14 protein-coding genes are annotated in these 13,303 nt (G+C 64.1%); 8 read left to right on the forward strand and 6 right to left on the reverse strand.

Annotation, left to right across the window (positions count from 1 at the left end; genetic code table 11):
* Positions 1 to 106: 106 nt before the first annotated feature.
* The 3 genes from XH88_RS22610 to XH88_RS22620 form a co-directional block, all read right to left on the reverse strand.
* A complete protein-coding gene (locus XH88_RS22610; RefSeq protein WP_025033847.1) occupies positions 107 to 310 on the reverse strand; it encodes a tautomerase family protein in 204 nt (67 codons plus the stop codon).
* A gap of 118 nt (positions 311 to 428) precedes the next feature.
* On the reverse strand, positions 429 to 1,949 hold the full coding sequence (hisS, locus tag XH88_RS22615; protein WP_271670504.1) for a histidine--tRNA ligase: 1,521 nt from the start codon (positions 1,947 to 1,949) through the stop codon (positions 429 to 431).
* 94 nt (positions 1,950 to 2,043) lie between these two features.
* A complete protein-coding gene (locus tag XH88_RS22620; RefSeq protein WP_271670505.1) occupies positions 2,044 to 3,126 on the reverse strand; it encodes a branched-chain amino acid aminotransferase in 1,083 nt (360 codons plus the stop codon).
* A gap of 338 nt (positions 3,127 to 3,464) precedes the next feature.
* Between XH88_RS22620 and XH88_RS22625 the strand changes: the two genes are divergently transcribed.
* The 3 genes from XH88_RS22625 to XH88_RS22635 are packed head-to-tail and all read left to right on the forward strand — an operon-like array spanning position 3,465 to position 6,140.
* Entirely contained in the window at positions 3,465 to 4,004 is a 540-nt protein-coding gene (locus XH88_RS22625) for a MarR family transcriptional regulator (RefSeq protein WP_271670506.1), read from the forward strand.
* On the forward strand, positions 4,001 to 4,732 hold the full coding sequence (locus XH88_RS22630) for a response regulator (RefSeq protein ID WP_271670507.1): 732 nt from the start codon (positions 4,001 to 4,003) through the stop codon (positions 4,730 to 4,732). Before XH88_RS22625 ends, XH88_RS22630 begins: the two co-directional genes overlap by 4 nt.
* A gap of 19 nt (positions 4,733 to 4,751) precedes the next feature.
* Positions 4,752 to 6,140 carry an ATP-binding protein gene (locus XH88_RS22635; protein WP_271670508.1) on the forward strand — a complete coding sequence of 463 codons (1,389 nt, stop codon included), beginning with the start codon at positions 4,752 to 4,754 and terminating at the stop codon, positions 6,138 to 6,140.
* A gap of 194 nt (positions 6,141 to 6,334) precedes the next feature.
* On the opposite strand, the gene XH88_RS22640 is transcribed toward XH88_RS22635, so the two are convergent.
* Together XH88_RS22640 and XH88_RS22645 are read right to left on the reverse strand one after the other, a co-directional pair.
* The gene (locus XH88_RS22640) at positions 6,335 to 6,865 is read right to left on the reverse strand and encodes a DUF3617 domain-containing protein (protein ID WP_271670509.1); all 531 of its coding nucleotides are present in this window, start codon (positions 6,863 to 6,865) and stop codon (positions 6,335 to 6,337) included.
* 56 nt (positions 6,866 to 6,921) lie between these two features.
* A complete protein-coding gene (locus tag XH88_RS22645) occupies positions 6,922 to 7,227 on the reverse strand; it encodes a hypothetical protein (protein WP_271670510.1) in 306 nt (101 codons plus the stop codon).
* A gap of 182 nt (positions 7,228 to 7,409) precedes the next feature.
* On the opposite strand from XH88_RS22645, the gene XH88_RS22650 reads away from it, so the two are divergent.
* The 4 genes from XH88_RS22650 (at position 7,410) to XH88_RS22665 (ending at position 10,210) form a co-directional block, all read left to right on the forward strand.
* The gene (locus XH88_RS22650; protein WP_271670511.1) at positions 7,410 to 7,871 is read left to right on the forward strand and encodes a hypothetical protein; all 462 of its coding nucleotides are present in this window, start codon (positions 7,410 to 7,412) and stop codon (positions 7,869 to 7,871) included.
* 118 nt (positions 7,872 to 7,989) lie between these two features.
* Positions 7,990 to 8,703 carry a ribonuclease T2 gene (locus tag XH88_RS22655; RefSeq protein ID WP_271670512.1) on the forward strand — a complete coding sequence of 238 codons (714 nt, stop codon included), beginning with the start codon at positions 7,990 to 7,992 and terminating at the stop codon, positions 8,701 to 8,703.
* A 166-nt stretch (positions 8,704 to 8,869) separates the two neighbouring features.
* Positions 8,870 to 9,730, forward strand: a complete 861-nt coding sequence (locus XH88_RS22660) for a 23S rRNA (adenine(2030)-N(6))-methyltransferase RlmJ (protein ID WP_271670513.1) — start codon at positions 8,870 to 8,872, stop codon at positions 9,728 to 9,730.
* Positions 9,731 to 9,994: 264 nt separating this feature from the next.
* On the forward strand, positions 9,995 to 10,210 hold the full coding sequence (locus XH88_RS22665) for a cold-shock protein (RefSeq protein WP_008544396.1): 216 nt from the start codon (positions 9,995 to 9,997) through the stop codon (positions 10,208 to 10,210).
* Between the two features lie 87 nt (positions 10,211 to 10,297).
* On the opposite strand, the gene XH88_RS22670 is transcribed toward XH88_RS22665, so the two are convergent.
* A complete protein-coding gene (locus XH88_RS22670; protein WP_271670514.1) occupies positions 10,298 to 10,921 on the reverse strand; it encodes an outer membrane protein in 624 nt (207 codons plus the stop codon).
* A 250-nt stretch (positions 10,922 to 11,171) separates the two neighbouring features.
* Here XH88_RS22670 and uvrC point away from each other — a divergent pair, with 250 nt between their 5' ends.
* Entirely contained in the window at positions 11,172 to 13,235 is a 2,064-nt protein-coding gene (uvrC, locus tag XH88_RS22675) for an excinuclease ABC subunit UvrC (protein ID WP_271670515.1), read from the forward strand.
* Positions 13,236 to 13,303: the final 68 nt, after the last annotated feature.

The raw sequence follows: 13,303 nt of genomic DNA on the forward strand, positions 1-13,303 counted from the left end.
GCTCGTCATTCCGGGGCGCGCGAAGCGCGAGCCCGGAATCCAGAGATTGTCGATCGAGATTCCGGGTTCAGCACCTGACGGGCCGCCGCGGAATGACGCGGATGCGTCACTTCTTCGCGGCTGCCGCGCGCTCCACAAACGTCTTGCCGCCCTTCATCTTGTGGCGCAGCGGGGCTTCGTTGATCTGGATGACAACGGCATCGGCGTCGACGCCGAGATTCTTCACCAGCGCCTGGGTGATGTCGCGCATCATGCCGGCCTTCTGCTCGTCCGTGCGGCCTTCGGCCATGCTGATGGTGATCTCAGGCATTTTTCTCTCCCTGCTGCCTCAATATTGCCGTTTCGTCATTGCCGGCTTGACCCGACAATCCATCATTTTGAAGATGGATGCGCGGGTCAAGCCCGTGCATGACGAACAGGACGAATGGCTAGCCCCAGCTCACGTCATGGCGCGCGAGCACCTCGCGCACCTTCGTGACGAGATCGGCCTCGCTGCACGAGAACTGCGCCGGCCTCGTCTCGCGCCATTCCTGGTTGGACGCGATCGCTGCGGCAGCCTTGGCGCCCTCGATCAGGTCCTTGACCTGCACCTCGCCGCGCGCCTTCTCGTCCGAGCCCTGAATGATCACGCAAGGCGAGTTGCGGCGATCGGCATATTTGAGCTGGTTGCCCATGTTCTTGGGATTGCCGAGATAGAGCTCGGCGCGGATGCCGGCGGTGCGCAAGCTCGCCACCATCTTCTGATAGTCGGCGACGCGATCGCGATCGAACACCGTGACAACGACGGGGCCGACTTCAGGCCGCGTGTCGAGCTTGCCGAGCAGCGTCAGCGCAGCCTGCAAGCGCGACACACCGATCGAGAAACCGGTCGCCGGCACCGGCTCGCCGCGGAAGCGCGAGACGAGACCGTCATAGCGGCCACCGCCGCCGACCGAGCCGAACCGCACCGGGCGACCCTTCTCGTCCTTGGTGTCGAGCAGAAGTTCGACCTCGTAGACGGGACCGGTGTAATATTCGAGGCCGCGCACCACGGAGGGATCGATCTTGATGCGGTCGGCACCATAGCCGGAGGCTGCGACCAGTTTGGCAATATCTTCCAATTCGCTCACGCCGGCTTGACCGACTTCGCTCTTGGCCAGGTAAGTCTCCGCCGCAGCGATGGCTTCTTTCCAATCCTCGCGCGGCTTGGTGATGGCGAGAACGACGTCGGCCTCTGCCGCGCTCAGATTGGCGCCCTTGGTGAAGTCGCCCTTGCCTTCTTCGCCGCCGTCCCAGCGTCCAGCGCCAAGAAGCTTGCGCACTTCGTCGGCGGAAAACTTGTCGAGCTTGTCGATCGCGCGCAGCACGGTCAGCCGGCGGCCCGCGTTCTCCTCACCCGCAAGCCCGATGGCTTCGAGCACACCGTCGAGCACCTTGCGGTTGTTCACCTTCACGACGTATTGCCCGCGCGCAACGCCGAGCGCTTCCATCGTGTCGGCAGCCATCATGCAGATCTCGGCATCCGCTGCCGGCGTCGCCGAGCCGACCGTGTCGGCATCGAACTGCATGAATTGGCGGAAGCGGCCGGGGCCCGGCTTCTCGTTGCGGAAGACATAGCCGACGCGGTAGCTGCGATAAGGCAGGACCAGACCGTCGGTGCCGTAGCGCTCGCCGACATAGCGCGCCAGCGGCGCAGTCAGGTCGTAGCGCAAGCTGATCCATTGCTCGTCATCGTCCTGGAACGAGAACACGCCTTCGTTCGGACGGTCCTGGTCGGGCAGGAACTTACCGAGCGCATCGGTGTATTCCATCGCCGGTGTCTCCACCGGCTCGAACCCGTAGAGCTCGTACACGGCGCGGATCTTCTCGACCATCTCGCGCGTCGCCCGGATCGCCTGGGGATCGCGATCCTCGAGCCCGCGGGGCAGGCGCGCCTTCAGCTTCTGGGGTTTTTTGGGTTTTTCGGCCATGCGGGCGTTTACCAGCCGACGCGCGATGCGGCAACAGTTGCGGCCGTCATTCCGGGCGATGCGAAGCATCGAACCCGGAATGACTGCTAAAGCCTCAAAACACCTTGCGGATCCAGTTGTGCGGATCGTTGGTGCGGCCGTACTGGATGTCGACGAGCTGCTTGCGCAGGCCCATGGCGACGGGACCGGCGGCACCACCCGAAATCTCGAAATCGCCGCTGACCGAGCGCACCTTGCCGATCGGCGAGATCACGGCCGCGGTGCCGCAGGCGAAGGCTTCCTTGAGCCTGCCCGAGGCCGCGTCCTTGCGCCACTGGTCGAGCGAATACAGCTCCTCGCGCACGGTCTTTCCGGCATCGCGGGCGAGCGCGATGATGGAGTCGCGGGTGATGCCGGGGAGGATGGTGCCGAGCGGCGGGGTCGAGAGCGAGCCGTCGTCGAACACGAAGAAGATGTTCATGCCGCCGAGTTCCTCGATATAGCGGCGCTCGATCGCATCGAGGAACACGACCTGATCGCAGGCGTGCTGGATCGCTTCGGCCTGGGCGCGCAGGCTCGCAGCATAATTGCCGCCGCATTTGACGGCGCCGGTGCCGCCGACGGCCGCGCGCGTGTAATTCTCGGAGACCCAGATCGAGACCGGGGCGGGACCGCCCTTGAAGTAGGAGCCGACAGGCGAAGCGATCACCGCAAAGATGTATTCCGACGACGGCTTGACGCCGAGGAAGGTCTCGCTCGCGATCATGAAAGGCCGCAGGTACAGGCTGCCCTCGCCGCCCGGCATCCAGGCGCGATCGATGCGCACGACCTGCTCGACCGCCTCGATGAAGACGTCTTCGGGCAGTTGCGCCATCGCCATGCGGTCGGCGGAGTCCTTGAAGCGGCGCGCATTGGCGTCGGGGCGGAACAGGTTCACGCCGCCGTCGTCGCGCTTGTAGGCCTTGAGGCCCTCGAAGATTTCCTGGGCGTAGTGCAGGACCGCGCCGGCCGGATCCATCTGGAAGTTGGCGCGCGCCTCGATCTTCGCTTCATACCAGCCGCCCTTGGCCTGGTTGTAGCGAACGATCGCCATGTGATCGGTGAAGACCCGTCCGAAGCCGGGGTCCACCAGCTTGGCGACGCGGTCCTTTTCGGGTGTCGGATTGGATGCGGGCTGGATGTCGAATTTCATGCTCATGTCCTTGCCTCCCGCTGCCGTGGCGGCGCTGTTTCTCGCGCCCGCCTGCCCGCTTTCGGGCCCGGCTGGCTTAATGTGGTTTCTGGCCGGACTGCCGCCAGCCTTGTTACGGCCGGTTTCCGTGGCCAGCATGTCGCCTGAGGACATGCTTTTGCGGAAGGCGGAAGTCCAGTATGTTTTGCCGAAATGCCGCTCGACAATCGCACGGTAGATCTGATCCGGTCGTCACCGCCTGTCCGGCACCTTCCGGCCGCTCTTGGAAATGCACCCGCCATGAAACGATCTAAAATTTCGTGCGGGCCGATCCTTTTGTAACATTGAACCCAAGATACGTCAATATGCCTGACATAAATTTCGCAACTTCCTCTCAGGACGCTGCCGCGTCACGGCCAGCAACTGGCGATGGAGGCAATTTGCGCTGGGATATCATCGAGCTGCTGTTCTTCGCCTATCGCGATTTCGTCGGCGATCCCGACCAGGAGCTGGAGGCCTTCGGCTTCGGCCGGGCCCATCACCGGGTCATGCACTTCGTCTATCGCTACCCGGGCCTGAAGGTAGCCGACCTGCTCGATGTCTTGCGCATCACCAAACAGTCGCTCGGCCGGGTGCTCAAGCAGCTGCTGGACGAGGGCTACATCGTGCAGAAGACCGGTGACAACGACCGCCGCCAGCGGCTGCTCTATGCCACCCCAAAGGGTGAAGCCTTGGTGCAGAAGCTCGCCGGGCTCCAGACCACGCGGATCACCAAGGCGCTCGCCGAGATGGCGCCGCAGGACGCCGAGACGGTCAAGCGCTTCCTGCGCGCGATGATCGACCGCGACGATCCCGACAAGGTGCTCGAGACGATCTTCGCCTCCGTCAACCAAGACAAGGAGTGACCGTGCCGCTCGCTGCCACGCTCGCCCGCGCGCCGGCGCAACCCGCCGACGACGCCCCGCATCTGCTGCTGGTCGACGACGATCGCCGTATCCGCGATCTTCTGTCGCGCTTCCTCGCGGCTGAAGGCTATCGCGTCACCACCGCCGCCAGCGCCGGCGATGCCCGCGCGAAATTGCTCGGGCTGCATTTCGACCTCCTCATCCTCGACGTCATGATGCCCGGCGAGACCGGCTTCGATCTCGCCCGGTTCATTCGCACGTCCTCCTCGGTGCCGATCGTGATGCTGACCGCACGCCACGAAGCCGAGGCCCGCATCGAAGGCCTGCAGATCGGCGCCGACGACTACGTCGCCAAGCCGTTCGAGCCGCGCGAGCTGGCGCTGCGCATCAACAACATCCTCAAGCGCGCCGCGCCGCCGGTCCAGGCCGCAGCGGTGGAGAAGATCGCATTCGGTCCCTACGTCTATCATGTCGATCGCGGCGAATTGCGCCAGGGCGAAGAGGTCATTCACCTCACCGACCGCGAACGCGAGATGCTGCGGATTCTCTCGGAGACGCCGGGCGAGACCGTGCCGCGCAGCGCGCTGACCGGTAATGGCAGCGTCAACGAGCGCGCCGTCGACGTGCAGATCAACCGCCTCAGGCGCAAGATCGAGACCGATCCCGCCAATCCGCTGTTCCTGCAGGCGGTGCGCGGCATCGGCTACCGGCTCGTGGCCTCGCCATAGATCAAGTGAAGCGCGACCGATGAGCACGATCGATACTGGCCTCACGATGCTCAAGAGCGCCGCCGGCCGCGTTTCAGCCGCCAATGGCTGGATGGGCAATGCGTTCAAGGGCTGGATGCCGACCGGCCTTTATGCCCGCGCGCTGCTCATCATGATCGTGCCCATGGTGATCCTGCAATCAGTCGTCGCCTTCGTGTTCATGGAGCGGCACTGGAACACGGTGACGCGACGCCTGTCGGCTGCTGTCGTGCAGGACATCGCCGCGCTGATCGACGTCTACAAAGGCTATCCGCAGGACAAGGACCGCGACCAGATCCGCCGCATCGCCCAGCAGCGCCTCGGCCTCGTCGTCGACTTCCTGCCTCCCGGCGACATGCCGCCGCCAGGGCCAAAGCCGTTCTTCTCGCTGCTCGACCAGACGCTCTCGGTGCAGCTCGGCCGCCAGATCGGACGCTCGTTCTGGATCGACACGGTCGGCCGCTCCAACCTCGTCGAGATCCGCATTCAGCTCGACGATGCCGTGATGCGCGTGTTCGCGCAGCGCAGCGCCGCCTATGCCTCCAACTCGGAAATCTTCCTGTTCTGGATGGTCGGCACGTCCTCGATCCTTCTGATCGTCGCGGTGCTGTTCCTGCGCAACCAGATCAAGCCGATCCTGCGGCTTGCCGACGCCGCCGAAAGCTTCGGCAAGGGCCGCGAGGCACCGAACTTCAGACCCAGAGGCGCGCGCGAGGTGCGCCGCGCCGCGGTCGCCTTCCTCGAGATGAAGTCGCGCATCGAGCGCACCATGGAGCAGCGCACCGCGATGCTCGCCGGCGTCAGCCACGATCTGCGCACCATCCTCACCCGCTTCAAGCTCGAGCTGGCGCTGATCGGCGACAGCCCCGAACTCGAGGGCATGCGCAAGGACGTCGACGAGATGTCGATGATGCTTGAAGACTATCTCGCCTTCGCGCGCGGCGATTCCGGCGAGCAATCGCAGCCGACCGACATGGCGCAGGCGCTCGAGGAATTGCGCAGCGACGCCGAGCGCCATGGCCACACCGCGACCGTGACATTCAGCGGCCTGCCTGTCGTGACGGTGAAGCCGGCCTCATTCAAGCGCTGCCTCGCCAACCTCGTCACCAATGCCGCGCGCTACGGCAAGGCCATCGCCATCTCCGGCCAGCGCGATCACCGCTATCTCACCGTGACGGTCGACGACGACGGCCCCGGCATTCCCGCGCATCTGCGCGAGGAAGTGTTCAAGCCGTTCCTGCGGCTCGACAACGCCCGCAACCAGGACGAAGGCGGCACGGGCCTTGGCCTCGCCATCGCCCGCGACATCGCCCGCTCCCATGGCGGCGACATCACGCTGAGTGACAGCCCGATGGGCGGCTTGAGGGCGAGCGTGCGGATTCCGGTGTAGCTGCTCCTTCCCTTCTCCCCTTGCGGGAGAAGGTGGCGCGAAGCGCCGGATGAGGGGTTTCTATCCGCGGAAAGAGAAGCTGAGGTTAGGAGGCCTAACGCTGCAGGGGCAGACCCCGTCTCGCCGCTACGCGGCGATCCACCCTCTCCCACAAGGGGAGAGGGAAAGACCATCCGAGCTACGATCTCACCACTCTACTTCGGCAGCAGCGCCTTCAGCTTGTCGACGTCCCGCACGTTCATCTTGAAGCCGCCGGGCATCACGATGTCGCCGGGCTTCTGCTCCGGCTTGCAGGCGCCGAGCCATTTCGCCTCCAGCGTCATGGTGGTGTCGCGCCCCGCGGCCCCTGCGGCGCCGCCTTGCGCATGCGAGGAGGTCTTCACCGTATAGGCCGAGTTGAAATCGCCCGTGATCTCGGCGTGCGAGGTGGTGTTGATGCCGGCAACGCTGCATTCGGAATCGCTGACATAGCCGGTTGCGGTCTTCTTGACCTCCTGCTTGGCGCAGACCTGCTTGGCCATCGGCGAGATGTTGTTGCTCATCTCCTTGTCGACGCTCTCGTCGGTGCAATGCTGCATGGTCATCTCCGGCATCGCCGAGCCGGACCTGACCATTTTCATTTCCCACAGACCAGCCTTGCGCACCGGCAGATCGTCGGCAAAGGCGCCCCCGGTCGACAACACGAGGCAAACGACTGATCCGAGCAAAGCAAGCTTGCGCGTCATAGGAGAGACTCCCGGCTGGAGATGTCTGGCCTTAAGTCCTGCCGTTCCGAAACGCCTCAGTACAGCGTGCGGATCGGCCGATCGGCGGCGCCGTAGGGCACCCACCGGCAGGCAAACGAGATGTAGCCGCCCTCATAGGCCTGCACCGCGAGGAATTTCACCACCTTGCCGTAGCGTGCGCAGTGATCGACCGCGACCTGCCGCGCATCGACCTGCGTCGCCATCGAATAGGCGATGATGCCGCCGGTGTCGTTGCCCTTGAAGGGCGGCACCGGGAGGATGTCGGCACGCGCCGGCTGGCTCGCCATCATCCCCGAGACAACCAGGCTGGCAACAAGGCCCGCGGCCGCAATGATTCGCATTCCCGTCACTCCGATTGATCGCCGGCACTTTACGGCGCCAGCAGGGCGGTGAAAAGAACGGAAAGCCTGCTGGCGGCGACGTTGCGATCAACTCCCGGCCAAGTGTTGCCGCGCTGCACTTGACCTCCACTGCCCTTCGCGGCACCGTCCTGTCCTCGCAAGACCAGCTGTCCGGATTGCCCATGCGCGCGCCCTCCCTGAAATCGCTTCGCTTTGCCGCCGTTTTCGGCCTCGTGTTTGGAGCGCTGTCGCTCGGCGAGGCCAGGGCCGCCAATCCGCTGGAGCTGAACTTCTGGCTGAGCGGGCCGCGCTATGACGGCGCGGTTGCCGATTGCGACAAGGCGCTTCCGACGATCGCCACCCAGTTTTGGGAGAAGGAAAGCTCGTTCTGGAATTCCTCGTTGAAGATCACCGGCTTCGCCGCGGTTCACGAGGTCGCGTTCCGGCCCTGGGCATCCGACAACATTCCGCGCCGCTACTGCACCGGCGAGGCCATGCTCACCGATGGGAAGGTGCGCAGGGTGCACTTTTCGATTATCGAGGATGGCGGCTTTGCCGGGTACGGCAACGGCGTCGAATGGTGCGTGGTCGGGCTCGATCGCAACTGGGCTTACAATCCGTCCTGCCGCGCCGCCAAGCCCTGAGCAGAAGAGTTCGATTCGGACCGCTCCAGCAGCAGATCGCCGGTCGCTCAAATTTTGTTCTTGAAATGTTCTTATTGGCTGCTAGGCTGATTGCACAGTCTAGTTGAGGGGCGTTGCCATGTTTCATTTTAGATTGCATTCGTTCTCCCGTCTCATGATCTCACTAATCCTTCCCTTGGGTCTTGCCGCCGGGCTGATCGCGCCGGCCGGCAGCGCGAAGGCTGAGGACAAACGACAGAACGCGCCCGGCGAATTTGATTTCTATGTGCTGTCGTTGTCGTGGTCGCCGTCCTTCTGCGAGGAAGCAGCTGAGCGCGGCCGTAGCGGCGGACGCTCGAACATGCAGTGCGAGGGACGACCCTATTCCTTCGTGGTGCACGGGCTTTGGCCGCAATATGAGAACGGCTTTCCGGAATATTGCCAGCGGCCCTCGCCGCGCCTGAACCGCAGCATCGTCTCCTCGATGCTCGATTTGATGCCGGCGCCAGGCCTGATCTTCAATGAATGGGACAAGCACGGCACCTGCTCCGGGCTCACCGATCGCAACTATTTCGAGACGATCCGCAAGGCGCGGGCCGCGATCAAGATCCCGGCCGAATATCTCGACCTGTCAGAGACCAAGACCGTGGCGCCGGGTGAGGTGGAAGAAGCCTTCATCAAGGCCAATCCGGGCCTCAGCAACGCAGCCGTCTCGGTCACATGCAACCGGACGCGACTCTCGGAGGTCCGCATCTGCCTCAGCAAGGACCTGCAATTCCGCGCCTGCGAGGAAATCGAGCGCCGCGCCTGCCGTCGCGACCAGGTGACGATGCCACCGATCAGGGGCGGTTAGTTCCTGCTTCGTCGTTGCGAGGGGCCCGCGATAAAATTGCGCAGTAATTTAGCGCGGATGCGACGAAGCAATCCAGACTGCCTCGACATCGAGATTCTGGATTGCTTCGCTGCGCTCGCAATGACAAGGGGATGGGATCGCGCAAGACAACGTAGTCCCATCCGCCATGAACTACCGCCACGCCTTTCACGCCGGCAACTTCGCCGATGTCATCAAGCACATCGTGCTGGCCCGCATCCTCACTTATTTGCAGGACAAGCCTGCCGCCTTCCGCGTCATCGACACCCATGCGGGCGCCGGCCTCTATGATCTCGACAGCGACGAGGCGCGCCGCGGCGGCGAGTGGCTGACCGGGATCGCGCGGCTGATGCAGGCGCGCCTCTCCAACGAGACCGTTGCGCTGACCAGGCCCTACATGGACATCGTCCGCGCCTTCAATCCGAAGGGTGAGCTCAAGGCCTACCCGGGCTCGCCGCTGATCGCGCGCGGCCTGATGCGGCCGCAGGACCGACTGGTGGCCTGCGAGCTCGAGCCGAAGGCGCGCAAGGCGCTGATCGACGTGCTGCGGCGCGACGAACAGGCCCGCGTGGTCGATCTCGACGGCTGGATGGCGCTGCCGGCTTTCGTGCCGCCGAAGGAGCGGCGGGGGCTGGTGCTGGTCGACCCGCCTTTCGAAGCCAAGGACGAGTTCGAAAGACTGGGCGAAGCCTTCTCCACCGCATTCGCGAAATGGCCGACCGGTATCTATGTAATCTGGTACCCCGCCAAGAGCCGGCGCGCCACCGACACGCTGGCGCAGCTTGTGGCGCGCGCCGCGGCTGCCGCAAAGCCGCAGGGCAAATGCCTGCGTCTCGAATTCAGCGTGGCGCCGCAAGCCGACGGCGCGGCGCTGACCTCGGCCGGGCTCCTGATCGTCAATCCGCCATACACGCTGCAAAGCGAGCTCAAGACGATCCTGCCCGAGCTGGAAATGCCGCTCGGCCAAGGGGGCGCTGCCAGATTCCGACTAGAGGTGCCCAAGCCTTGACACCACCCCGTAACACTCCGGCATTCTTGGGAAAAAGATGCAGGAGCGGTAGTCAATCTGCAACGAACCGTATTATGCTGTTTCCGTGACTGGCTTTACGTTCCGCTTCCGCGAATGGTTGCGGCGGAGTGAAGGCCTTAGAAAGATCCGGTCGGACCTTAGAGGTCCGCCCAAGGATGGCCAGCTCCCGGGCTCCGTAATGCCCGGTCATGTCGTGACGCGCGTCTGCGTTGCGACGGAGGAGCAATGAGGGGGAGTTTCCCGATGGCCATGACGGGAACGGTCAAGTTCTTCAACGGCGAGCGCGGCTATGGTTTTATCAAGCCGGACGACGGCGGTCGCGATGTCTTCGTTCATATCACCGCCGTGGAGCGGGCGGGACTGAAGGACCTTGCCGAAGGACAGCGTATCACATTCGAAGTCGAACCGGACAAGAAGGGGAAGGGCCCGAAGGCGGTCAATCTCGTGATCCTTTCCTAGCGGACCTCACCCCACGCAATCGGCGCAAAAAAGTCCCGGCCGCGAGCGGCCGGGAGGCTGTTGTCCGGTATTTTCTTCTTCAAGCCATCAGAAGTGATAGTTCACGCCTGCACGCACGACGCTGGCGCTATAGCCGTTTGACACGCCTGTAATCGCGAACTGGCTCGTCGACAGATCGATGTAGAGATATTCGAGCTTCGCACTCCAGTTCGGCGCGAGGCCGACTTCCGCGCCGACGCCGGCGGTCCAGCCGGCCGTGGTGTGCGACTCTGTCCAGCCAAAGGTTTGCGCGCGCAGCTCGCCGAAGGCGAGGCCCGCAGTGCCGTAGAACAGCACATTGCTGAAGGCGTAGCCGGCGCGGCCGCGCAGCGTTCCAAACCAGGGATTGGAGAACTTCCACGGCGCGAACGTATCGTCGGCGCCGGCGGCCTCGATATCGCCTTCGACGCCGAAAACCCACGGGCCGTTCTGGAAATTGTAACCGGCCTGCACGCCACCGACGAAGCCGGAGGGCTTCACGGACGTGTTGCTCACCGAGCCCCACTCATAACCGAGGTTGCCGCCAAGATAGGGGCCGGCCCAGCTATAGGCATTGAGCGGCTGATTGACCGTATAGGGCGCACGCTGCCCGTAATTGAGATCGGCGGCATCTGCCGAAGCTGTCCAGCCGGCTGCAACCAACGCGGCTGCGCCCAAAACGAGCCCCCTCATCACATACTCCAACGCAACTGCCGCAACGCCGTGCGATGCCCGCGCCGCCGCGCCAGGTCAGACCGCATGGTTACGGAACCACCACTTTTTCGCGTAGGATTTATCGAGAGTTTTAAGTTAAAGGGCTGTTAAGACCCGTTACCGCGCTATTAACAAACTTAAGGAAGCGTTACCGGGAACTGCGCGCCCGCCTGTGCGTGCGGCACGACCGGAACTTCAAATCGGTCCCCCCAGTGCCTAAATTCGCTCCATGGTTCACGATTCCACCGACAATCCGGACGACGCACGCGCGCGCAAGCCGGCGCGGGCTGCCGCGACCGCCGATCTCCCGCCCGAGGGGCTGACACCGCCGGACCTCGATCCCGCCGTCGGCGGCGACGATGAGGACGATGCGCGACTGCCGGATATTCTGGAAGAGAGCGGCGCGATCGGCGAGGAGCCGCTGGCGAGCGGTCACGAGGCGATCGAGCGGGCGGTCCGGCTCGCGCCGACCTCGCCCGGCGTCTATCGCATGCTCAGTGCGAACGCCGACGTGCTCTATGTCGGCAAAGCCAAGAACGTCAAAAAGCGCCTGTCCAGCTATGCGCGCCAAAGTGCACCGCTGCCGGCGCGCATTCTGCGCATGATTGCGGCCACGGTGAACGTGGAGATCGTCTCGACCACCACCGAGACCGAGGCCCTGCTGCTGGAAGCCAACCTCATCAAGCAGCTGCGGCCGCGCTTCAACGTGCAGCTGCGCGACGACAAATCGTTTCCCTACATCCTGATCACTGGCGACCATTGGGCGCCGCAGATCCTCAAACATCGCGGCGCGCAGACCCGCCCCGGACGTTATTTCGGCCCGTTCGCCTCCGCCGGTGCGGTCAATCGCACCATCACCGCACTTCAGCGCGCGTTCCTGATCCGCTCCTGCACGGACTCCTTCTTCGAGAGCCGCACCCGCCCCTGCCTGCTCTACCAGATCCGCCGCTGCGCCGGCCCCTGCACCCGCGAGATCGACTTCGGCGGCTATACGACGCTGGTGCGCGAAGCCACCGACTTTCTGTCCGGCAAGAGCCATGCCGTGAAGCAGGAGCTTGCCGGCGAGATGGAGAAGGCCTCAGGTGAGCTTGAATTCGAGCGCGCCGCGCTCTACCGCGACCGCCTCGCCGCGCTGTCGGCGATCCAGTCGCAGCAGGGCATCAATCCGCGAACGGTCGAGGAAGCCGACGTGTTCGCCATTCACCAGGAGGGCGGCTTCTCCTGCGTCGAAGTGTTCTTCTTCCGCACCGGCCAGAACTGGGGCAACCGCGCCTATTTCCCGCGCGCCGAGAAGACGTATACGCCGGAGGAGGTGCTGGGGTCCTTCCTCGCCCAGTTCTACGACGACAAGCCGCCGCCGAAGACCATCCTGCTCTCTCACGAGATCGAGGAGATGGAGCTGCTCGCCAACGCGCTATCGGTCAAGGCCGGCCACAGGGTCGAGGTCATCGCGCCCAAGCGCGGCGAGAAGAAGGAGCTCGTCACCCACGCGCTGACCAACGCGCGCGAAGCGCTCGGCCGCAAGCTCGCGGATACCGCAACCCAGAGCCGTCTGCTCGACGCCATGGCTGCGACGCTGAGCCTGCCGCATGCGCCCAAGCGCATCGAGGTCTATGACAACAGCCATATCCAGGGCACCAATGCGGTCGGCGCCATGATCGTCGCCGGCCCGGATGGTTTCGTCAAAAACCAGTACCGCAAGTTCAACATCAAGTCGGAAGGGATTACGCCGGGCGACGACTTCGCCATGATGCGCGAGGTGCTGGAGCGTCGCTTCAAGCGCCTGATCAACCCACCCGAGGACGCCGCAGCCAAAGCAAAGGACGACGATTTCCCGCAATGGCCCGACCTCGTGATCATCGACGGTGGCCGCGGCCAGCTCAACGCCGTCCGCGAAATCTTTGCCAATCTCGGCCTCACCCAGGTGTCGCTGATGTCGGTTGCCAAGGGCCCGGATCGGGATGCCGGCCGCGAGACCCTGTTCATGCCGGAGCGAGAGGCGATCAAGCTCGAGCCACGCGACCCCGTGCTCTATTTCATCCAGCGCCTGCGCGACGAGGCCCACCGCTTCGTCATCGGCTCGCACCGCAAGCTCCGCAAGAAGGACATCCGCGAGGCCGGTTTGCAGGAGATTCCGGGCATCGGCCCGTCACGCAAACGTGCCTTGCTGCATCATTTCGGAACCCTGAAGGAGATCGAACGCGCTTCGATCGCCGATCTCGGCAAGGTTCCTGGGGTGAGCGCGGAGAGCGCCCGCAGGATTTTCGACTATTTCCATCCCCAGCCTGGATGAACTAAAGGGCCCCAAAAGGAAGCTAAAGTCATATGGTCGTCGCATCCCGTGCCCATTTGGGAACGGAC

Source organism: Bradyrhizobium sp. CCBAU 51627 (genome assembly GCF_028128765.1).
Lineage (GTDB): Bacteria > Pseudomonadota > Alphaproteobacteria > Rhizobiales > Xanthobacteraceae > Bradyrhizobium.

Excerpts from the sequence above, each read along its gene's own strand:
- XH88_RS22610 (WP_025033847.1), bottom strand. The coding sequence starts at position 310 with ATGCCTGAGATCACCATCAGCATGGCCGAAGGCCGCACGGACGAGCAG.
- hisS (WP_271670504.1), bottom strand. The coding sequence starts at position 1,949 with ATGGCCGAAAAACCCAAAAAACCCCAGAAGCTGAAGGCGCGCCTGCCC.
- XH88_RS22620 (WP_271670505.1), bottom strand. The coding sequence starts at position 3,126 with ATGAGCATGAAATTCGACATCCAGCCCGCATCCAATCCGACACCCGAA.
- XH88_RS22625 (WP_271670506.1), top strand. The coding sequence starts at position 3,465 with ATGCCTGACATAAATTTCGCAACTTCCTCTCAGGACGCTGCCGCGTCA.
- XH88_RS22635 (WP_271670508.1), top strand. The coding sequence starts at position 4,752 with ATGAGCACGATCGATACTGGCCTCACGATGCTCAAGAGCGCCGCCGGC.
- XH88_RS22640 (WP_271670509.1), bottom strand. The coding sequence starts at position 6,865 with ATGACGCGCAAGCTTGCTTTGCTCGGATCAGTCGTTTGCCTCGTGTTG.
- XH88_RS22645 (WP_271670510.1), bottom strand. The coding sequence starts at position 7,227 with ATGCGAATCATTGCGGCCGCGGGCCTTGTTGCCAGCCTGGTTGTCTCG.
- XH88_RS22650 (WP_271670511.1), top strand. The coding sequence starts at position 7,410 with ATGCGCGCGCCCTCCCTGAAATCGCTTCGCTTTGCCGCCGTTTTCGGC.
- XH88_RS22655 (WP_271670512.1), top strand. The coding sequence starts at position 7,990 with ATGTTTCATTTTAGATTGCATTCGTTCTCCCGTCTCATGATCTCACTA.
- XH88_RS22660 (WP_271670513.1), top strand. The coding sequence starts at position 8,870 with ATGAACTACCGCCACGCCTTTCACGCCGGCAACTTCGCCGATGTCATC.
- XH88_RS22665 (WP_008544396.1), top strand. The coding sequence starts at position 9,995 with ATGGCCATGACGGGAACGGTCAAGTTCTTCAACGGCGAGCGCGGCTAT.
- XH88_RS22670 (WP_271670514.1), bottom strand. The coding sequence starts at position 10,921 with ATGAGGGGGCTCGTTTTGGGCGCAGCCGCGTTGGTTGCAGCCGGCTGG.
- uvrC (WP_271670515.1), top strand. The coding sequence starts at position 11,172 with ATGGTTCACGATTCCACCGACAATCCGGACGACGCACGCGCGCGCAAG.